This window comes from Microbacterium sediminis, assembly GCF_004564075.1.
In the GTDB taxonomy this organism is placed as follows: Bacteria; Actinomycetota; Actinomycetes; order Actinomycetales; family Microbacteriaceae; genus Microbacterium; species Microbacterium sediminis.
The window spans coordinates 2562399-2582736 of record NZ_CP038256.1 but is presented as its reverse complement, the minus strand read 5'-3'; the positions used below and the strand labels follow the sequence as shown (position 1 = coordinate 2582736).

The 20338-nt window shown below is 72.9% G+C and carries 16 protein-coding genes; 11 read left to right on the top strand and 5 right to left on the bottom strand.

The genetic code is table 11. The features are described 5' to 3' along the window. Positions 1–77 precede the first annotated feature (77 nt). The 3 genes from E3O41_RS12345 to E3O41_RS12335 all read left to right on the top strand — a co-directional run bounded on the left by E3O41_RS12345 (position 78) and on the right by E3O41_RS12335 (position 2777). Positions 78–425, top strand: a complete 348-nt coding sequence (locus E3O41_RS12345; RefSeq protein WP_067025162.1) for a hypothetical protein — start codon at positions 78–80, stop codon at positions 423–425. 1 nt (position 426) lies between these two features. Then, positions 427–2142, top strand: a complete 1716-nt coding sequence (locus E3O41_RS12340; RefSeq protein ID WP_135012488.1) for a hypothetical protein — start codon at positions 427–429, stop codon at positions 2140–2142. Between the two features lie 65 nt (positions 2143–2207). Beyond that, positions 2208–2777, top strand: coding sequence for a hypothetical protein (locus E3O41_RS12335; protein WP_067025153.1), 570 nt, complete (start codon positions 2208–2210; stop codon positions 2775–2777). A gap of 12 nt (positions 2778–2789) precedes the next feature. On the opposite strand, the gene E3O41_RS12330 is transcribed toward E3O41_RS12335, so the two are convergent. Next, entirely contained in the window at positions 2790–3815 is a 1026-nt protein-coding gene (locus E3O41_RS12330) for an RDD family protein (protein WP_067025151.1), read from the bottom strand. Further along, the gene (locus E3O41_RS14170) at positions 3812–5089 is read right to left on the bottom strand and encodes a hypothetical protein (protein WP_067025148.1); all 1278 of its coding nucleotides are present in this window, start codon (positions 5087–5089) and stop codon (positions 3812–3814) included. The genes E3O41_RS12330 and E3O41_RS14170 overlap by 4 nt, the downstream gene beginning before the upstream one ends. A gap of 157 nt (positions 5090–5246) precedes the next feature. Here E3O41_RS14170 and eccCa point away from each other — a divergent pair, with 157 nt between their 5' ends. From eccCa to E3O41_RS12290, 7 genes are all read left to right on the top strand, one after another. Further along, positions 5247–9215 (top strand): type VII secretion protein EccCa, encoded by a 3969-nt coding sequence (eccCa, locus tag E3O41_RS12320; RefSeq protein ID WP_135012486.1) that lies wholly within the window; start codon positions 5247–5249, stop codon positions 9213–9215. 149 nt (positions 9216–9364) lie between these two features. After that, positions 9365–10225 carry a dimethylargininase gene (gene ddaH, locus E3O41_RS12315; protein ID WP_067025392.1) on the top strand — a complete coding sequence of 287 codons (861 nt, stop codon included), beginning with the start codon at positions 9365–9367 and terminating at the stop codon, positions 10223–10225. After that, a complete protein-coding gene (rocD, locus tag E3O41_RS12310) occupies positions 10222–11400 on the top strand; it encodes an ornithine--oxo-acid transaminase (protein WP_067025142.1) in 1179 nt (392 codons plus the stop codon). The genes ddaH and rocD overlap by 4 nt, the downstream gene beginning before the upstream one ends. 174 nt (positions 11401–11574) lie before the next feature. After that, positions 11575–13242, top strand: a complete 1668-nt coding sequence (locus tag E3O41_RS12305; protein ID WP_135012484.1) for a circularly permuted type 2 ATP-grasp protein — start codon at positions 11575–11577, stop codon at positions 13240–13242. Beyond that, positions 13236–14162, top strand: coding sequence for an alpha-E domain-containing protein (locus E3O41_RS12300; RefSeq protein WP_067025135.1), 927 nt, complete (start codon positions 13236–13238; stop codon positions 14160–14162). Before E3O41_RS12305 ends, E3O41_RS12300 begins: the two co-directional genes overlap by 7 nt. Beyond that, the gene (locus tag E3O41_RS12295; RefSeq protein WP_067025131.1) at positions 14159–15010 is read left to right on the top strand and encodes a transglutaminase family protein; all 852 of its coding nucleotides are present in this window, start codon (positions 14159–14161) and stop codon (positions 15008–15010) included. The genes E3O41_RS12300 and E3O41_RS12295 overlap by 4 nt, the downstream gene beginning before the upstream one ends. Positions 15011–15195: 185 nt before the next feature. After that, positions 15196–16053, top strand: coding sequence for a PfkB family carbohydrate kinase (locus tag E3O41_RS12290; protein ID WP_067025128.1), 858 nt, complete (start codon positions 15196–15198; stop codon positions 16051–16053). 337 nt (positions 16054–16390) lie between these two features. Here E3O41_RS12290 and E3O41_RS12285 read toward each other — a convergent pair whose 3' ends face one another. From E3O41_RS12285 to E3O41_RS12275, 3 genes are read right to left on the bottom strand one after another with little or no spacing between them, the layout of a single operon-like run. Next, positions 16391–17374 carry an acetylxylan esterase gene (locus tag E3O41_RS12285; protein ID WP_067025125.1) on the bottom strand — a complete coding sequence of 328 codons (984 nt, stop codon included), beginning with the start codon at positions 17372–17374 and terminating at the stop codon, positions 16391–16393. A 46-nt stretch (positions 17375–17420) separates the two neighbouring features. After that, the gene (locus E3O41_RS12280; protein ID WP_067025389.1) at positions 17421–18770 is read right to left on the bottom strand and encodes an MFS transporter; all 1350 of its coding nucleotides are present in this window, start codon (positions 18768–18770) and stop codon (positions 17421–17423) included. Between the two features lie 5 nt (positions 18771–18775). Further along, positions 18776–19243, bottom strand: a complete 468-nt coding sequence (locus tag E3O41_RS12275; protein ID WP_083990868.1) for a MarR family winged helix-turn-helix transcriptional regulator — start codon at positions 19241–19243, stop codon at positions 18776–18778. A gap of 107 nt (positions 19244–19350) precedes the next feature. Here E3O41_RS12275 and E3O41_RS12270 point away from each other — a divergent pair, with 107 nt between their 5' ends. Continuing rightward, entirely contained in the window at positions 19351–20208 is an 858-nt protein-coding gene (locus E3O41_RS12270) for an alpha/beta fold hydrolase (protein WP_135012482.1), read from the top strand. The last annotated feature ends 130 nt before the right edge of the window (positions 20209–20338 follow it).

Here is a 20338-nt window from a genome sequence, read left to right as displayed (position 1 = left end):
GTGGGGAGTTCTCTCCATGTCGCGGATCGCGCGGCGCACATAACATGGGCCGCGTCGACTGATCTACAGGGGGAGATATGGCAGGGGAGTTCAGCTCCGATCGCGCCGAGGTGATCTCGGGCCAGGTGAAGCGTCTCGAGGAACTGGTCGGCGTCCTCGAGACCGCGCATGAGCGTCTCAGCGGCGCCGACGAGGGCCAGATCGGTGCGGTCTGGACGAGCGACCCCGCAGCGGCGGAGTTCCGTCAGGCATTCAGCAACAACATCGCCAGCGGAAAGAGCATCCTCACGGCCGCGAAGGTCGAGGCGGACTACATGGCCCGGCAGCTGCTCGCCGCGGTCGACGACATCGACGAGACGGACGCGGCTCAGGCGCAGCAGCTGCGCAACGCGCTGAACGCGGCGATCAAGAACCTGGGGGTCTGAGATGGACGTGTGCACGGCGCAGACGTGGGAGGAGCGGCTGCAGGCGGTCGCGGCGACCTACGACAATCACGACGCGCGCGAGGCGCTCGATGGCAGGGTCTACGACACCAAGGCCACGCTCAGCGACGTCGTCGACGCGATCCAGAAGGTGCGCGGCAACGGCGGGCTCACGGGCGACATCGCGACGGCAGCGGACGAGCGGCTGGGCGCGCTCGTGACCCATCTCAACAACCTCGAGACGCGTATCGGCCAGATGGCGCCGGGCTGGTCCTCCGCGACGGGCGCGCTCGCCGACGCCAAGCGGGCGCTCGAGAGCCTGCCGGGCGCCGATCTCGACCCGACTCAGGAGTGGTGGGTCGAACGAGGAATCGAGGCAGGGGGCCTCGTGGTCGGCGGTCCGGTCGGCTTCCTCGCCGCCGACAAGATCGCCGACTGGTTCCTCGGAAACAACCGCCAGCGGCGCGAGGATGCCGCACGCGCGGCGCTCCAGGCGTTCAGCCAGTCGATGAACAACGCGGCGCGGCAGCTTCCGCAAGCGGCTATCGACGACTTCCCGAATCCGAACGATGTCCCGGACTCGACGCCGGCCCCGGAACTCGATTGGAGCACGCCGGGCGGCGGCGGCCTGCCGGGCGGCGGCAGTGGCGGCGTTCCCACGCTGCCGAACGGCCCGCAGCAGCCGACGCCGACGATCCCGACGCCGGATCTGCCGACGCCCGACAACGAGACTCCGCAGCTGCCGGTGCCGGATCTGCCCAGCCCCGACGACGACTCGCCCACGTACACCCCGCCCACCTACACGCCGCCGCCGAGCGGCAACGGCGACTACCCGGTGTACGAGCCGCCGGTGTACGACTACCCGCCGATCGGTGACAACGACATCTCGGTGGACGGCGACATCACGCCCGGAACCTACACGCCGGGCGGCATCGGGGGCGGCACCATCGGTGGCGGCTCGGGCTACACGCCCGGCGGCTCGGGTGCCCCGAACATCGGTGCGGCCCTGGGCGGCGGTGCGATCGGCGCCGGCGTCGCGAGCCGGCTCGGCGGGGGACGCCTCGGCGGCGGCCTGGGCGGCATCTTCGCGCCCGGCGGCAATGCGCCTGGCGCCGCCGGAAAGGGTGCGGCGGGCAAGGGCGGAGCCGGGCTCCGTGGCGGCGCCGGGGCGCGCGGCCTCGGCGGCGCGGTCGGTGTGCCGGCGGCCAACGGCGCGGCGGGTGCGGGAAGCCGCTCCGGCGCGAACGGCCGCGGTGCGGGCCTGCGCGGTGCCGCGGGAGCGCGAGGCGGCCTCGGTGGCATGGTCGCGCCCGGTGCGGCCGGTGCCCAGAACGGCAAGGGCGCGACGGGCCGAGGCGCCGGCACGGCGGCACGCGGTGCCGGGGCGGCGGCACGGGGTGTCGGCGGTCGCGCCGGCGTGGCCGGCACCGGCGCGGGCGGCGTGGTCGCCGGTGGCGGTACGGGTGCCGCGGGCTCGGGCAAGGGCGCGGCCGGCCGGGGCGCCGGCGCGGCGGGCCGCGGCGTCGGCGCGCGCGGCATGGGCGGCGTCGTCGGCGGCGCACCGGGAGCCGGGGGGCGCGACGACAAGAAGCGCCAGCGCAAGGGACTCGACCTGATCGCCATGCAGCTCGAGGACGAGGAGATCACCGTCGACCTCGGCAAGCTGGGCCGGGCCGGCGGTCGCGGAGACAACGACATCGCCGACGAGCTCGGCTGGTGACGCGAGACCGATGCCCCGGGGATCTGACGATCCTCGGGGCATCGGCGTGTGGAGGGAACATGCGAATGGGCCGCAGACGCGGGGTCGCCGCGGCGATCATCGGGCTCCTCGCCGCGACGGTGGCGGGATGCTCGGCCGGGCCGCAGACGTTCGACGACGACGTCCCGCACGATGCCGACAGCGGTGGGCAGACGTTCGCGGAGATGCAGGAGTCCCTGCAGCGGATCCCGGGCCTCGAGATCACGGCTGAGGGTGGCGGCAGGCCCAACGTCAAGGGCAACACCGGCTACGTCATCACGGTTGAGCTCGAGGCGGGCCACACGCTCGTCGACGGTCCCGCCCTGGTGACGTTCCTCGTGGAGTCCGCGTGGTCGGTGCGAGAAGGATGGCAGCCCAACGCCCTCGTGACGATCTACCTGACGACGGCCGACCCGTCGTCACAGGTCGACATCGCCGCCGCGGCCGCGGAGGCCGGATGGATGGAGCCCGGGGCCTCGTCGATCGCGACTCCCGACAAGCTCGGCACCGCGAACATCGATGTGAGCACGACGACGGGCGCGTCCCACCGCGAGCGGTTGGGCGATTGGCCGGGCGACGTGCCGGCCGTGCCACAGGGCATCACGGCCGGGAAGTGACGGCCCCGCCGATCAGCCCTCGTAGGGGATGACCTGCACGCTGCGGGTCCCGAGCAGCAGGGTCGCGCCGGGCTGCAGGGCGACGCGGGAGTGCGGCGTGAGATCGACGCTGCGGCCGTCGGGGATCTGCACGATGGTGCCGTTGCCGGATCCGAGGTCCTCGTACCAGAGCTGACCGTTGGTCACGCCGAAGCGGGCGTGTGTGCGCGACATCGAGCGCTCCGGGTCGGGAACCGCCACGAGCAGGGCGCCGGCCTGGCCCTCGGGCGCGGACGGGCGGCGGCCGAGGTAGCCGCCGCGGTCGACGGGCACGACGGTGCCGTCGTCGAGGCGGAACGCGAACGCGGGTCGCGCGGGCGCCGGCGCCGGAGCGGGCGTCGGCGGCACCGGCGGCCGCTCGGGGTTCTCGATGCGCGTCACGGCGTCGCGGGGCAGCAGGGGCGACTCGGGTGCGGGGCCGTCGGCGCGCACCGGCACGGGCTGCGGCATCGACGGCGTGAAGCCCGGGACGCCCGTCGGGTAGGCGGGCGGCAGGTGCGGCAGCGTGGCCCCGCGCACGCTGCGGCGCACATCGACCACCTGGAGGCCGCCGACCTTGTCGTGCCAGGCCTGGCCGCGCCGGCGGGGATCGGCGAGGGCGGTGAGGATGAGGAGCGGGGCACCGACGACGGCGAGCAGGTGCGCGGCGCCGAAGATCAGGGCGCGCGGGATGACCGCCGCGGCGCCGGCCGAGACCGGCGTTCCCACGCGGACCGTGCGCAGCCCGAGCGCCAGCTGACCGGGGGTGCAGCCGGTGTGGCCCTCCCACACGACGAAACCGATGAGGAGCTCCAGGGCGACGATCGCCGCGACCAGGGGCGACGACGTCAGCAGCCAGGCCACCGCCGCGGCCGCCGCGACGGCGACGAGGTCGATCAGCCAGGCCAGCAGGCGCGAGCCCACGCCGGCGGGGGCGAGCTCCTGCCGCGGCTGCCGCGCACGCGCGGGCGGGCGCAGCGGGAAGCGCCTCGGGGCGACGGTGTGGGGGTCGATCGTCATGCGATCCTCCTGCCGATCTCGTCGATGATCCCGGATGCGTAGAGCAGGACCGCCGGGGTGAGCGCCACCAGGGCGCCCTCGAGCAGGTCGCCGGCGCGCGACCAGCCCAGCGATCGCCAGCCCTTCTGCACCGCCCGGATGAGCAGCGTGGCGATCGCGCCGCACACGAACAGCCCGAGCGCCAGCGCGGCGGGCAGGAACGACCACATCGGCGCGACCGTGACCACGACGGCGGCCGCCGCGGCGATCGCGGCGAGGCCGGAGGCCACCTTCGTCACGCCCTGGTGCGCGGTGCGCGACCACAGCGCCAGGAACGCCGCGACGCCCGCCGTGCCGCCGATCGCGCACCACTCCGACACGGTTCCGGCCGGCACGGCGGCGAGCAGACCCCACGCCGAGGCGGCCGTCGTGATCGCGAGCAGGACCGCCGCGGAGTCGCGCTTGCGCCCGGCCTCGACGATCGTAGTGGACACCTCGCGGCGGTCGACGCGGCGGGGCGGCCGCGGCAGGCCCCCGCGCACGCCGGGGGCGTCGCGCACGAGGAAGGGCATGTCGAGCAGGTCCTCCTCCTCGATCGGCACCGACGCGGGCGTGAGCGCCCGGAAGGCCAGCGGGGAGGCGGCCAGCAGCAGGGAGGCCGGCGCGTGGGCCGGCATGCCCGCGAGGAAGCAGGTGGTGAGCACCACGGCGATCGCGGCCCAGATGAACGCCCCGCCGCCGGTGATCGTCGCCACCGGCTGCGCGCGCAGCCGCGCGTACCCGTGGCGCAGGCAGGCGACGGTCGCGGCGCCGATCGCGCCGACCGACAGGATGGCCTGCGGCGAGCGGCTGCCCGACAACGCGACGGCGCCGGCAGCGAACGCGACCGCCGGCGCGAGCATGGCGAGCACCTCCGACGACGCGGCCGCCGGGTGGAACACGAGCGCGGCCGCGCCGAGCGCGAGCAGGCCGACGGCCAGGGCGATCCACGAGGAGTGCGGCTGCAGCAGGGCCGAGACGGTCAGGGCGGTCGCGATGGCGGCGACCAGGGCGATCCGCACGGCCGCGGGCACGTCGGTGCGGGCGCGGCGGCGGCGCTGCGCCTCGTCGGCGGCACGAGAGGCGGACACGGCCGCCGCGGTGTCGAACACCCACAGCAGCGAGCCGTCGGGTGCCTGATCGCCCACCGCCGTGTCGAGCGGCAGCGGGTCGCCCGCCGGACCGATCACGCCCACGCGCGAGGAGTCGAGTCCCGAAGCGTGCAGCAGCTCGCGGACCGTGACGTCGGCGGGCACGGCGAGATCACGCCTTCTGCCCGCCCCAGCGAGCACGAGATTCACGCTCGCTCTCGCCACGCTTCCGATCCGATCCTCGTTGGCGCGTGCCGACGCGCCCCGCCCCTCGCAATACTATGGCAGGGTCGTCCACGGGCAGGAGGGAACCCTAGTGAGCATGACGGCGCCGACGAAGCGTCCGCCGCAGGCACCTCCCGGCGGTCAGCTGGTGCTGCAGCCGCCGCCCGAGCTCCCCAAGCCCGAGGGCATGTCGAACACGCTCATGATGGCGTTGCCGATGGTCGGCAGCATGGGCGCGATCGCGCTGATGTCGTTCAACCAGGGCGGCGACCCGACGCGCACGTACCTCATGGGCGGCATGTTCCTGTTCATGGCGCTGGCGATGGTCGGCGGCAACATCTGGCGCCAGAAGGCGACGCACTCCGAGAACGTGCTCAACGTGCGCCGCGAGTACCTCGCCTACCTGGCCGAGACGCGCGAGACCGTCCGCGAGACGGCCCGCCGTCAGCGCGAGTTCTCCGAGTACGTGCTGCCCGATCCCGCGGCCCTGCCCTTCATCGTCGAGGAGGGCTCCCGCGTCTGGGAGCGCCATGCCGACCAGATCGATCGCTACGTCGTGCGGATCGGCCGCTCCGCGCAGCCGCTCTCGCTCGACCTCGAGGAGGCGCCCGTCCCGGCGCTCGCGCAGCTCGATCCCGTCAGCGCATCGGCGGCCCACCGGTTCGTGCTGACGCACGAGGTGCAGCCCGATCTGCCGCACGCGGTCGACATGCTCTCGACCTGCCGCATGGAGATCGCCGGGCCCGAGGCCCGCGCCCGCGGCCTGGCCCGCGCCATGATCGCGCACCTGGCCACGTTCGTGCACCCCGAGCAGCTGCAGATCGCGGTGCTCGCCGACCCCGACGCGCTCCCGTACTGGGAGTGGATGAAGTGGCTGCCGCACGCCCACTCGTCGCGCGAGCGCGACGCCGTGGGACAGGCCCGGCTCGTCGGCGAGACGTGGGCCGACATCGAGGGCCTCGTCGACGCGGGGATCGCCGAGCGCCCGCGCTTCTCGCCCGGCACGGCCACCACCGAGCGCCACCTGCTGCTCGTGATCGACGGCGGGCACGTCCCCGCGGACCACCCGCTCATGTCGGAGGACGGCCTGCAGGGCGTGACCGTGCTGGACCTGCCCCAGGAGTGGGACGAGCTGTCCGACCCCTACACGCTGCGGTTCCTGCTGTCGGACGTGCGGGGGCAGGAGATCATGCACATCGCGCGCCGTGGCGCGTCGCCGCACCTGGCGATCCCCGACCGGATCAGCGTGAGCGTGGCCGAGGCCACCGCCCGCCGCCTCACCCCGCTGCTCGAGGTGCAGGAGGAGGAGGGCACCGGCCCCAAGAAGGCCGTCTCGGCCGAGCTGACCGACCTGCTCGGCCTGCCCGACGTGCGCGACTTCGACCCGGAGATCGCGTGGCGGCCCCGCAACGCGCGCGACCGCCTGCGGGTGCCGATCGGCCTGACCGCGTCGGGCCAGCCGATGATCCTCGACATCAAGGAATCGGCGCAGCAGGGTATGGGCCCACACGGCATGCTCATCGGCGCCACCGGTTCGGGCAAGTCCGAGGTGCTGCGCACGCTCGTGCTGGCCCTCGCCATGACGCACTCGTCCGAGGCCCTCAACTTCGTGCTCGTCGACTTCAAGGGCGGCGCGACGTTCGCCGGCATGGCCGACATGCCGCACGTGGCGGCCGTGATCACCAACCTCGGCGACGACCTGACGCTCGTCGACCGCATGCAGGACGCGATCACCGGCGAGATGGTGCGGCGGCAGGAGCTGCTGCGCGACGCCGGCAACTTCGCCAACGTGGCCGACTACGAGAAGGCGCGCAAGGGCGGCCGCACCGATCTCGCGCCCCTTCCCGCGCTGTTCATCGTCGCCGACGAGTTCTCGGAGCTGCTCGCGGCCAAGCCCGACTTCACCGAGCTCTTCGTCGCGATCGGACGCCTCGGCCGCTCGCTGCAGATGCACCTGCTGCTGTCGACGCAGCGCCTCGAGGAGGGCAAGCTGCGCGGCCTCGACTCGCACCTGTCGTACCGGATCGGCCTGAAGACGTTCTCGGCGGCCGACTCGCGCGCCGTCATCGGCGTGCCCGACGCGTTCGAGCTGCCGGGCGGCGGCGGTCACGGCATCCTCAAGTCCGACGCGACCACGCTTACCCAGTTCCGCGCGGCCTACGTCTCGGCCCCGCCGAAGGCCCGCCGTCGCGCGACGCGCGGCGCCGACGAGACCATCCGCGACATCTCGGTGCGCCAGTTCACCGCCGCCCCCGTGATCGCCCCCACGCAGGCGGCCGACGATCCCGAGCCCGACGTCGATCCGAGCGAGCCGGCCGAGACCCGCGTCACGTTCGACATCGCGGTGCAGCGCATGAAGGGGCAGGGCCCGCCCGCGCACCAGGTGTGGCTGCCGCCGCTGGAGACGCCGCCGACGTTCGACCAGCTCTTCGGCGACCTGCGCGAGGACCCGAACCTCGGGCTGATCTCGCCGTCGTGGCGGGCGCGCGGGCCGCTGCGCTTCCCGCTGGCGCTCGTGGATCGCCCGCTCGAGCAGCGCCGCGAGGTGCTCGAGATGGATCTGTCCGGCGCCGGCGGTCACGTGGGCATCGTCGGCGGTGGCCGCAGCGGCAAGTCCACCTTGGCCCGATCGATCGTGACCGGCCTGGCCCTCACCCACACGCCGGCCGAGGTGCAGTTCTACATCATGGACTTCGGCGGCGGCACGTTCACGCCCCTGTCGCGCCTCGCGCACGTTGCGGGCGTGGCCGGCCGCAACGAGCCGGACGTGCTGCGGCGGATGTACTCCGAGGTGCTGGGGATCATCAACGCCCGCGAGCAGTACTTCACCGCCAACCGCATCGACTCGATCGAGACCTACCGGCGCTGGCGCGCGGAGGGGCGCGTCGACGACGGCTACGGCGACATCTTCCTCGTCGTCGACGGCTGGCCCACGCTGCGCGCCGAGTTCGACGAGATGGAGTTCCAGATCCAGGCGCTCGCCGCGCGAGGACTCACATTCGGTCTGCACATCATCGCGACCACGTCGCGCTGGATGGACTTCCGCACCCAGATCCGCGACACCTTCGGCAGCAAGCTCGAGCTGCGCCTGGGCGACCCGACCGACTCCGAGATCAACCGCCAGGTGGCCAAGAACGTGCCGGCCGAGCGCCCCGGCCGCGGCCTGACGATGTCGGCACACCACATGATCGGCGCGCTGCCCCGCATCGACGGCGTGGCCGACGACGCCTCGCTGTCCGAGGGCGTGGAGCACCTCATCGCCCGGGTCGGAGCGGCGTGGAAGGGGCGGCCGGGGCCCAAGCTGCGGCTGCTGCCCGAGATGCTCGGCCTCGACGAGCTGCGCGCGCGGGCGACCGATGCCCGCCTGCAGTCGTCGCTGCTGCTCGGCATCGACGAGGCCGGTCTCGCGCCGGTCGGGTTCGATCCGCGGGCCGACTCGCACCTGTACCTGTTCGGCGACTCCGGCTCGGGCAAGACCTCGTTCCTGCGCGGCATCGCCAGCGAGGTGCGGCGGATCTACACGCCGAAGCAGGCGCAGATCTTCATCGTCGACTACCGGCGCGCCCTCCTCGCCGAGGTGCCGGAGGAGTACCTCGCCGGGTACTTCACCACCGCCGACCAGGCCACGAGCGAGCTGGCCGGCCTCGCGGAGTATCTGAAGACGCGCATGCCCGGCCCGGACGTCACGCCGCAGCAGCTGCGTGACCGGTCGTGGTGGAGCGGGGCCGAGGCGTTCGTGCTCGTCGACGACTACGACCTCGTGGCCACCGCCAGCGGCAACCCGCTCGCGTCGCTGCAGCCGCTGCTCGCGCAGGCGTCCGACGTGGGGCTGCACCTCATCTTCACGCGGCGCATCGGCGGCGCCTCGCGCAGCCTCTACGAGCCCGTCACGCAGACGCTGCGCGACCTCGCCGCGCCGGGCATCCTGCTCTCGGGCCCGGCGGAGGAGGGGCAGCTGATCGGCAACGCCAGGCCGCGCCCGGCGGTGCCGGGCCGCGCGCAGTTCATCTCGCGCGACCGCGGCAACGTCGTGCTGCAGCTGGCGTACTCGCCGCCGACCGTCTGAGGCGGCGCTCTGCGCGTCCGCTCAGGGTCGATCGCCGGCGCGTGGCAGAATGTCCCAGGCGTGCATTCGCGTAGGTGTTGAGTCACTCCGCAATGCCCGAGGACAGCGTCCGCCACCCGTTTCACGGCGAGGAGCGATCCATGTCCCAGATGTCCGTTGCACCGATCTCGGCGGCCGAGCGCGTTCAGCACAAGCGCCGCTACCTGATGTGCCGGCCTGAGCATTTCACGGTGTCGTATTCCATCAACCCCTGGATGGAGCCGGCCAACCCCACCGACACCGCGCTGGCGGTGCGGCAGTGGCAGAAGCTGTACGACACCTACCTCGAGCTGGGCCACGAGGTCGAGCTGATCGATCCGCTCCCCGGCCTGCCCGACATGGTCTACACCGCCAACGGCGGCTTCGTGATCGACGGCGTCTTCTACGCGCCGCGCTTCCGCTTCGAGGAGCGCCAGGGCGAGGAGCCCGCGTTCATCGCCTGGGCGCGCGAGAACGGCTTCGAGGTCGTCGAGCCCGAGTTCACCAACGAGGGCGAGGGCGACTTCCTGCTCGCCGGCGACGTGATCCTCGCCGGCCGCGGCTTCCGCTCGACCGATGACAGCCACCGCGAGATCGCGCGCATCTTCGATCGCGAGGTCGTCTCGCTCACGCTCGTCGACCCGCGCTTCTACCACCTCGACACCGCGCTGAGCGTGCTCGACCCCGTGGTGGAGCCCGGCCAGACCCCGACGATCGCCTACCTCCCGGGCGCCTTCGACGAGGCCAGCCGCGCCGAGCTTGAGCGCCGCTTCCCCGACGCGATCCTCGTGGCCGACGCCGACGGCGCCGTGTTCGGCCTGAACTCCGCCAGCGATGGCCGCAACGTGTTCATCTCGCCGCGCGCGACCGGCTTCGAGGCGCAGCTGCGCGAGCGGGGCTACAACCCCGTGCTCGTCGACCTGTCGGAGCTGCTGCTCGGCGGCGGCGGCATCAAGTGCTGCACGCTCGAGCTGCGCGGCGGTGCGCGATGAGCGCCGAGCCCCACGTCGCCCACAACTACCACCCGCTGCCCGTCACCATCGCCTCCGGCGAGGGCGCCTGGGTCACGGACGTCGACGGCAAGCGCTACCTCGACCTGCTCGCGGGCTACTCGGCGCTGAACTTCGGTCACGGGCACCCCGAGCTCCTGCAGGCCGCGCGGGGTCAGCTCGACCGGATCACGCTGACCAGCCGCGCGTTCCGCTCCGACCGGCTCGAGCCGTTCGCGGCCGCGCTGGCCGAGCTGTGCGGCAAGGACCTCGTGCTGCCGATGAACACCGGCGCCGAGGCCGTCGAGACCGGCATCAAGGTCGCGCGCGCGTGGGGTTACCGGGTCAAGGGCGTGGCCGCGGACCGCGCGAAGATCATCGTGGCGCACGGCAACTTCCACGGCCGCACCACGACGATCGTCGGCTTCAGCGACGACCCGGACGCGCGCGATGACTTCGGGCCGTACGCGCCCGGCTTCACCGCCGTGCCGTATGGCGACGCCGACGCGATCGCCGCGGCGATCGACGACGACACCGTCGCGGTGCTGATCGAGCCGATCCAGGGCGAGGGCGGCGTGATCATCCCGCCCGAGGGCTACCTCACCGCCGTGCGCGAGCTCACCCGCGAGCGCAACGTGCTGTTCATCGCCGACGAGATCCAGTCGGGCCTGGGCCGGACCGGCACGACCTTCGCGTGCGACCGCGAGGGCGTCGTGCCCGACGTGTACCTGCTCGGCAAGGCGCTCGGCGGCGGCATCCTCCCCGTCTCGGCGGTCGTGGCCGACGAGGACGTGCTGGGCGTGATCCGCCCGGGTGAGCACGGCTCCACGTTCGGCGGCAACCCGCTCGCGGCGGCCGTGGGCCTGCGCGTCGTGGAGCTGCTGCGCGACGGCCGCTTCCAGGAGCGCGCCACCGCCCTCGGCGAGCACCTGGGCGGGCGCCTCGACGCGCTGACCGGCCACGGCGTCACCGGCTACCGCCGCGCGGGCCTGTGGGCCGGCGTCGACATCGACCCCGCCGTCGGCACGGGCCGCGAGATCGCCGAGGCCCTGCTGGCGCGCGGCGTGCTCGTGAAGGACACGCACGGCCAGACGATCCGCATCGCCCCGCCGCTGGTCATCCGCGCCACCGAGATCGACTGGGCCGTCGAGCAGCTGCAGGTGGTCCTCGGGCGCTGACCCGGGTCGCGCCCGGGCCTCGGCCTGGGGTCCCGCGAGACTGCATGTTTGCGCCGAGACCGTGGCGCGCGCTCCCGGTCTCGGCGCAAACATGCGGTTTCGGCGTGAACAGGCGCTCTCGCGGGGCGATCGGCGGAAACATGTCGGCAACAGGCCGAGGGCTACGCTCATCGCATGCCGCACCTGTTCGACGGATATGGCGCCACGCTCGCGCCCCGCAGGACGGCTGCGGGTGAGCCGCCCTTCGACGAGATGTTCCATCACGTCGAAGGCGGCGCCGAGGTCCGCGAGGTCTATCGCGAGCTGTACGAGTGGCTCTCGCTGACCGCCCAGGACGACCTGCGCGGCCGCGTCGACGCCCTCGCGAACTCGTACCTGGCGCAGGGCGTCACGTTCGACTTCGCGGGCGAGGAGCGGGCGATGCCGCTCGATCCGGTGCCGCGGATCATCCACTACCGCGAGTGGATGCACGCCGAGGCCGGCGTCGTCCAGCGGGTGCGCGCCCTCGAGGCATTCCTCGATGACGTGTACGGAGCCCGTGCCGCCGTGCGCGATGGGGTGATCCCGGCACGACTGATCGCCTCGAGCCGCTACTTCTCGCGGCAGGCGGCCGGGATCCGCTACGCCAACGGCGTGCGCGTGCACGTGGCCGGGATCGATCTGATCCGCGACGAGCGCGGCGAGCTGCGGGTGCTCGAGGACAACGCGCGCGTGCCCTCGGGGGTGTCGTATGTGATCTCCAACCGCCGGGTCATGGCGCAGACCTTCCCGGAGATGTTCGAGAAGCTGGCGGTCCGCCCGGTCGGCGAGTATCCGGACCGGCTGCTGGCCGCGCTGCGTGCCGCGGCGCCCGCCGGTGTCGACGACCCGAACATCGTCGTGCTCACTCCCGGCGTCTACAACTCCGCCTACTTCGAGCACACCCTCCTCGCCCGGCTCATGGGGGTGGAGCTCGTGGAGGGACGCGACCTCGTGTGCATGGGCGGCAAGGTCTACATGCACACCACGCGCGGTCCGCGCCGGGTGGACGTGATCTACCGGCGCGTCGACGACGACTACCTCGACCCCGTGCAATTCCGGGCCGACTCGGTGCTGGGGGCGCCCGGACTGATGCTCGCGGCCCGCCTGGGCAACGTCACGATCGCGAACGGCGTCGGCAACGGCGTCGCCGACGACAAGCTCACCTACACCTATGTGCCGGATCTCATCCGGTACTACCTCGGCGAGGAGCCGATCCTCAAGAACGTCGACACCTGGCGGCTGGAGGATCCCGGGGCCCTCGAGGAGGTGCTGGATCGGCTCGACGAGCTGGTCGTGAAGCCGGTGGACGGATCCGGTGGCAAGGGCCTCGTGGTCGGCCCGGATGCCTCGAGGAAGGCGCTCGACGAGCTGCGGGCGAAGCTCATCGCGGATCCGCGCGGCTGGATCGCTCAGCCTCTCATCATGCTCTCGACCATCCCGACCGTCACCGACGCCGGACTGCGCCCGCGGCACGTGGACCTGCGCCCCTTCGCCGTTAACAGCGGCCACGAGGTCTGGGTGCAACCCGGCGGGCTCACCCGAGTGGCGCTGCCGGAGGGCGAGCTCGTGGTCAACTCGAGTCAGGGCGGCGGCACGAAGGACACCTGGATCCTCGGTGGGCCCGCCGCGGTCCACGGCGAGTACGGGCACGCGCGCGGGGTGGCCCAGCTCGTGGACGATCAGAGCGCGACGGCGGAGGCGGCTCCCGTGCTGCTGTACGACGAGCAGCCGGCGGTCATGCACTCGCCGCAGGACGACCCGGTGGAGGGGCAGCAGCAACAACAGCAGCAACAGCAGCAGAGCGGCGGGATGGCATGCTGAGCCGGATCGCCGAATCGCTGTTCTGGATCGGACGCTACCTCGAGCGCGCCGACGGCACCGCGCGGATCCTCGACGTCCACCTGCAGCTGCTGCTGGAGGACCCGTGGATCGATGAGGACGTCGCCTGCCGCTCGCTGCTCGCCGTCATGGGCGCGCCCGCTCCCGACCGCGCGACGAACCGCGAGGACATCGTCGGCATGCTCGCCACCGAGGTGGAGCATCCCTCGAGCCTGGCGTTCTCGATCCGTGCGGCGCGCGAGAATGCGCGGCGGGCGCGCGAGATCGTCTCGAGCGAGCTGTGGGAGGTGCTCAACACGACGAGCCGCCGCATGCCCCGCCGGCTGCACGGGGCGAACACGCACCAGACGTTCACGTGGGTGCGCGAGCGCTGCGCCCTCGCGTACGGGGTGCTCGAATCGACCGCCGCGCGGGACGAGGCATGGCAGTTCCTCGCGCTCGGCCGTGCGATCGAGCGCACCGACATGACGGCGCGCCTGCTCGCGACGCGGTCGCTGACGAGCGACTCGGGTCCCTCGTGGACGACCATCCTGCGCTCGTGCGGCGCCTACGAGCCCTACCTGCGCACCTACCAGGGCGCGCCGCGCCCACTCGCCGCCGCGGAGTTCCTGCTGCTCGATCGCCTGTTCCCGCGCTCGATCATTTACTCGATCGCCGAGGCCGAGAGCTGCATGCGTGCGATCGATCCCGGCACCGAGCGCACCGGGTACACCAGTGCGATCCTGCGTGCGCTCGGGCGCATTCGGAACGAACTCGAGTACACCCAGATCGCGGAGATCGTCGACGATCTGCCGGCGCGCATGGAGCACGTGCAGGCCGTGGCCCGTGAGGCGAGCGAGGCGATCCGCCAGCGCTTCTTCCCCACCCAGGCCGAACCGAGCTGGATCGGGGAGATCGGATGAAGCGGCTGCGCATCGAGCACCAGACCGGATTCCGCTACATGGGCGGCGAGGTCACGGCGTCGTACAACGAGGCGCGCATGCTCCCGGTCACGTGCGAGGGACAGTTCGTGCTGATGGCCGCCCTCGACATCTCCCCGCACACCGCGGTGAGCACGTACGTCGACTACTTCGGCACACAGGTGTCGGCCTTCGACGTGCTCACCAGCCACGACGACCTCACGATCGTCGCCCGCAGCCTCGTCGAGGTGCGGGCGCGCGGGCGCACCGAGATCGACACGACGTGGGAGGCGCTGCGGACGGATGCCCAGTCGGCGGTCGACGTCGTCGAGATGCTGCAGCAGACCGATCGCACCCGCCCCCATCCCGAGGTGGCCGCGCTCGCGCACGAGATCGCGGCGCGACACGAGAACCCCGACCATGCGGCGCTCGAGATCGCGACGACGGTGGGGGAGGCCATGGAGTACGTGTTCGGGGTGACGACCGTGCAGACCACCGCCGCCGAGGCCTGGACGGCGCGCACCGGGGTGTGCCAGGACATCACGCACGTGGCTCTGGGCGCGCTGCGCGCGGCGGGCATCCCGGCGCGGTACGTCTCGGGCTACCTGCACCCGCAGGTCGATCCGGTGATCGGCGAGACGGTCGCCGGCGAGTCGCACGCGTGGGTGGAGTGGTTCGCCGGCGGCACGTGGCAGGCCTTCGACGCCACCAACGGCATCGACATCGGCGATCGCCACGTGCTCGTCGCCCGCGGCCGCGACTACGAGGACGTGCCGCCGCTGCGCGGGGTGTACTCCGGGTCGCCGAAGAGCGAGCTGCACGTCACCGTCACGATCACCCGCGAGGCCTGACGCTCCGCCGGCTGCTGGCCACGCGCCGGCGTCGAACTCGTTGCGCGTGGCCCCGCGCCGGCGTCGGATCCGCCGCGTCCGCACGGGCGGATCGGGGGCTTTCCGGGCCCGCAGGGGGATGCCCTCCGACGCCGGCGCGGCGGCCACCGCAGGGCTCCGACGCCGGAGCGCATACGATCGGGGGCATGAACCGGATCGTGGTGGTCGGCGACGCGCTCATCGACGAGATCCGCGACGAGGACGGCGCGCGCGAGTTCGTCGGCGGTGCCGCGCTCAACGTCGCGGTGGGATCGGCGCGGCTGGGCGCGCCGACGACGCTCGTGGCGATGGTCGGCGACGACGAGCCGGGCGAGCGGATCCGCGCCTTCCTGGCCGAGCACGGCGTCGAGCTCATCGCGACCCCGGCGCCGCACGGCACCGCCCGCGCCGTCAGCACGCGCGTCGATGGCGAGCCGCAGTACGTGTTCAATGAGGCGGCGTGGCGCCGGCACATCGCGTTCGGCGACGAGGCGCTCGCGGCCGTCGCCGCCGCGCCGCTCGTGGCGGTCAGCTGCGTGGCCCTCGATGCGCCCGCTCAGCTCGCCGAGCTCGACCGCGCGCTCGCGGGCGTGCGGTTCGCGCTCGACCCCAATCCGCGGGCGGGCATGATGCACGACCGCGCGCGGTTCGTCGACGGCTTCTCGCGCCTGTCCGAGCGCGCGGCGCTCGTGAAGATCGGCGAGGACGACGCCGCGCTGCTGCATCTCGGCACGGTCGACGAGCTCGCCGCCGGGCTCCGCGCCGACGCGGTCCCCGCCGTGCTGGCCACGCGCGGAGCCGCCGGGGCGACGATCCTCACGGCGGGCGGCCAGATCACCCGCCCCGTCGCGGAGCTGCCGGGGCCGATCGTCGACACGATGGGCGCCGGCGACGCGATGTTCGCGACGGTCGTCGCCGCGCTGGCCGCCGATCCGTCGCCCGACTGGCCGGCCCTGCTCGACCGCGCGCTCCTCATCGCCGCGGCCACCTGCCGCGCCGAGGGCGCCCTCCTGCAGCTGCCGTAGCGCCCGCGCGCTCTGCGCCGTGCGGGCGCGGTGGGGCGGATGGATTGCGCCCTGGGGAGGGGATTCGCGCACGGGCGGGCGGGATCCGGGTGATCTCGCCGCCGTGGCGTGGATCTCCTGCGCTGTGCGCGGGCTGTCCGCCGGCGCGCGCTTCCGGCCGGCGAGCCTGACCACTCACCGCTCGTCGACTGAGCGAAGCGAATGGAGACGGATCGAGCGGAGCGCAGCGGAGTCGAGATCGCGGGCCCTGGTCTCGGCTCCGCCGCTGCGCGGCTGCGCTCGACCCGTCTCCGCTCCGCGCTTCGCGCTTCGGTCGACGAGCCCGGGGCCGCCCGGCTCAGCCCACCCGGGCGCGCAGCCACTCCAGCTGCGCGGCGCGGTGGTAGACGCCGCCGCCCTCGTGGCCGTTGAACGGGTAGACCTCGATCGCCTTGTCGTCCGATGGCCACGCGTTGTAGGCGCCGAACACGGTCGACGGCGGGCAGACCTCGTCCATGAGGGCGGCCGAGAACAGCGCCGGCGCCTGGGCGCGGGCGGCCAGGTGCACGCCGTCGAAGTACGACAGCGTGCGGAAGGTCTGGTCGACGCGATCGCGGAACGCCGCCAGATACGTCACGATCTCGCCGTAGGGGTGGATGGCCACGAGCGTCGTGGCGCGCGGGAAGTCGCACAGGAACGGCACGTCGGGCAGGGCGCCCGCGATCGCGCCGCGACCGGCCAGGGCGTCGAGCGCGGCGGCGGCGATCGTCAGCCCGCCGCCCTGGCTGATGCCCGCGACGAACAGCGGCACACCCGTGCCGGCGAGGCCGCGGGCGACGTCGAGGGCGAGCGCGGCGTCGGTGTACAGGCGCCGGTAGTAGTACGTCTCGGGGTCCTCGATGCCGCGGGTCATCTGGCCCGGCGCCGCCGAGCCGCCGCTGCCGTGGGGATCGGCGGTGGCGCCCGGCCACTGCTGGCCGTAGCCCTGCCCGCGCGAGTCGACGAGCAGGTGCGCGTACCCCGCCAGCGGCCAGGTGCCCTGCTGGTGCGGCAGGCCGCGCCCGCCGCTGTAGCCGAGAAACTCCACGACCACGCCGATCGGCTCGCGATCGGCCGGCCGGTGCCACCAGGCCCGGATCGGATCGCCCGCGAAGCCGGCGAACGTCACGTCGCTCGAGGCGACGATCGCGAGCCCGTTGTCGACGGGCTCCACGCGCGTCTCCCAGCCCTTCTCGCGCGCCGCGGCGAGCGTCGTCAGCCAGAAGTCGTCGAAGTCGGCCGGGGCCTCGTGCGTGGCACGGTAGGCGCGCAGCTCATCGAGCGGCAGGTCGAACTGGGCCATGGGGATCCTCTCCGGAGCGGGCGCGAAAACCCTACCGGAACCCCCGTCAGCGCCGCGGAGCGGCGGGGCCGTCGGCGTCCTGCTCGGGGTCGGGCACGATCGGGATGGGCGTGGTGTTGGCGATCTCGTCGCTGAACTGCTCGGGCCCGGGCTTCACGACGGGGATCGACACGGTCTCGTCGATCGAGAACGACAGCTTGCGCCGGTGCACGCGGCCGGAGGCGAGCATCCACGTCAGGCCGATGAGGCAGGCCACGAGGCCGCCCACCGCTCCCACGTTGATGGCCGCGCGCGGGCCCCACTCGGCCGCCACCCAGCCCACGATCGGCGCGCCCACCGGGGTGCCGCCCATGAGGATCGCCATGTAGATCGCCATGACCCGGCCGCGCACGTCGGGCGGCGTGCTCGTCTGCACATACCCGTTCGCGGTGGTCAGCAGGGTGACCGTGGCGAAGCCGATGCCGACGATGACGATCGCGTACAGCGTGTAGGTCGGCATGAGCGACGACAGGAACGCCACGACGGCGAACGCGCCCGCCGCGGCGACGACGACGCGCAGCCGGGCGCGATCGCGCCGCGCGGCCATGAGCGCTCCGGCGAGCGAGCCGATCGCGATGATCGAGCTGAGCAGGCCGAACCCGTCGGCCTCGCGGCCGAACTCGAGCGCCATGGTCGAGGCGTAGATCGGGAAGTTCATCGCCAGCGCGCCCATGAGGAACACCATGACGAAGATGACGATGAGGTCGGGCCGGGTGCGCACGTAGCGGAAGCCCTCGCTCAGGCGCGAGCGGCCCGACGAGACGGCGCGGGGCTGCAGCTCGTGCACGCGCACGAGCGAGAGCGCGATGATCATGCCGGCGAAGGTGATCGCGTTCATGAGGAACACCCACCCCGAGCCGATCACGACGATCAGCACGCCGGCCGCGGCGGGGCCGATCATGCGCGCGCTGTTGAACGACGCCGCGTTGAGCGCCACGGCGTTGGAGGCGAGCTCGCGGTCGACGATGTCGGTGACGAAGGTCTGACGCGCGGGGTTGTCGAAGGCCACGATCAGCCCGGTGAGGAAGGCGAACACGTACATCAGGCCGAGCGTCATGACGCCGGTCAGCAGCAGCGTGCCGATCACGACCGAGACGATGCCCATGAGCACCTGCGTGAGGATGAGCAGCTTGCGCCGGTCGAAGCGATCGACCACCCAGCCCGTCACGCCCACGAGCAGCAGCGGCGGCGCGAACTGCAGCGCCATCGTCAGGCCCATCGCGCCGGCATCGTTGTGGGTGAGGTAGGTGAGCACGACCCAGCTCTGGGCCGTCGACTGCATCCACGAGCCGATGTTCGAGACGAGCGCGCCGAGGAACCAGACGCGGTAGTTGAACGAGGCGAAGGATCGGAACATCGCGTTCACTTCTGGGCCTCCTTCTGCTCGGCGGTGAGTCGGGGGTCGCGCTCGACCTCGCGGAGGATCACCTCGGCGGCGCGGCGCAGGGCCGCTCGGTCGTCGGCGTTGAGGCCCGCGAGCACGCGGGCGAGCCACTCGTCGCGGCGCCGCGTCGTCTCGGTCACGACCTCGCGCCCCGCGTCGGTGATCGCGATGCTCACGCGGCGACGGTCGTCGGGATCCTCGGTGCGCGTGAGGAAGCCGAGCTCCTCGAGGCCGTTGACGGTGCGGTTCATCGACGGCGCCGTGATGCCCTCGCGGTCGGCGAGCGCGGAGAGCGTGTGCGGCCCGAGCGAGTTGAGGTGGGCGAGGACCGCGAACTGGCCGTCGGTCATCTCGGCGACCGCCCGCTGCTGGCGCATACGCCGCGACAGGCGGAAGACGGCGGCACGGATCTCGGAGGCGTCGGAGGGGAGAGATTCGTTAGTCATGCGAATCATTAGTCTAGCTCATTAGCTTTGCTAAAGGAAATCGCGATCGCCGATATCGGTTACGCGCCGTGACGACGCGCGTCATCCGCTGCGGCTAGGGTCCTCACATGCCCGAGTTCATCGATGCGCACGGCGTCGCGATCGTCTACGACATCCACGAGCCCGCGGGCGCCCCGCGCGGCGTGGTCCAGCTCCTGCACGGGGTCGGCGAGCACGCGGGCCGGTATGCGCACGTCGTCGAGGCGCTCACCGGCGCCGGCTTCGTCGTCTATGCCGACGATCATCGCGGTCACGGTCGCACCGGCCTGAAGCAGCACGGCGATGCGCGGCGCCTGGGCCGGCTCGGGGTGGGCGGGCACGTGGCCGCCGTCGCCGCGGTGCGGCAGCTCAGCGGCATCATCCGCGATGCTCACCCGGAGCTGCCCCTCGTCCTGCTGGGCCACTCGTGGGGATCGTTCCTCGCGCAGATCCTGCTCGACCTCGACCCCGCCGACTTCGCGGGTGTCGCGCTCAGCGGCTCGTCGCTGCGGTGGCCCGGATCGCTCAACGCCGGCGACCTGAACCGGCGGTGGGCCGGCCCCGAGGCCAACGGCCTGGAGTGGCTGTCGACCGACCCCGCGGTCGCGAGCGCCTTCCACGCCGACCCGCTCACCACCTCCACCCCGCTGCTGCGGCTGTTCGGGCCGCTCAATGCCGCGCGACTGTTCGGCCGGCCGCGGCGCGGGCTGCGCGAGGCGGCCGGCCACGACATCCCCGTGCTGCTGATGGTCGGCCGCGACGACAGCGTCGGCGGACCGCGCGCGGTGCACCGGCTCGCGCACGCCTACCGCACCCGCTCCGGCCTCGACGATGTGACCACGCTGGTCTACCCGGGCGCGCGGCACGAGATCTTCAACGACGTCAGCTGGCCGCAGGCCCGCGCCGACCTGCTCGCCTGGCTCGACGCCCGCTTCCCGCCCCCCTGAGGCGCCGCGACCCGGCCCCGTTGAGGCGCATCCGTCCGGCCCGGGAACCGCGAGACTGCACGCCCGCGCCGAGACTGCTGACACCGCCCGCCGTCTCGGCGCCGCGGTGCAGTTTCGCGGTTCTAGGCTG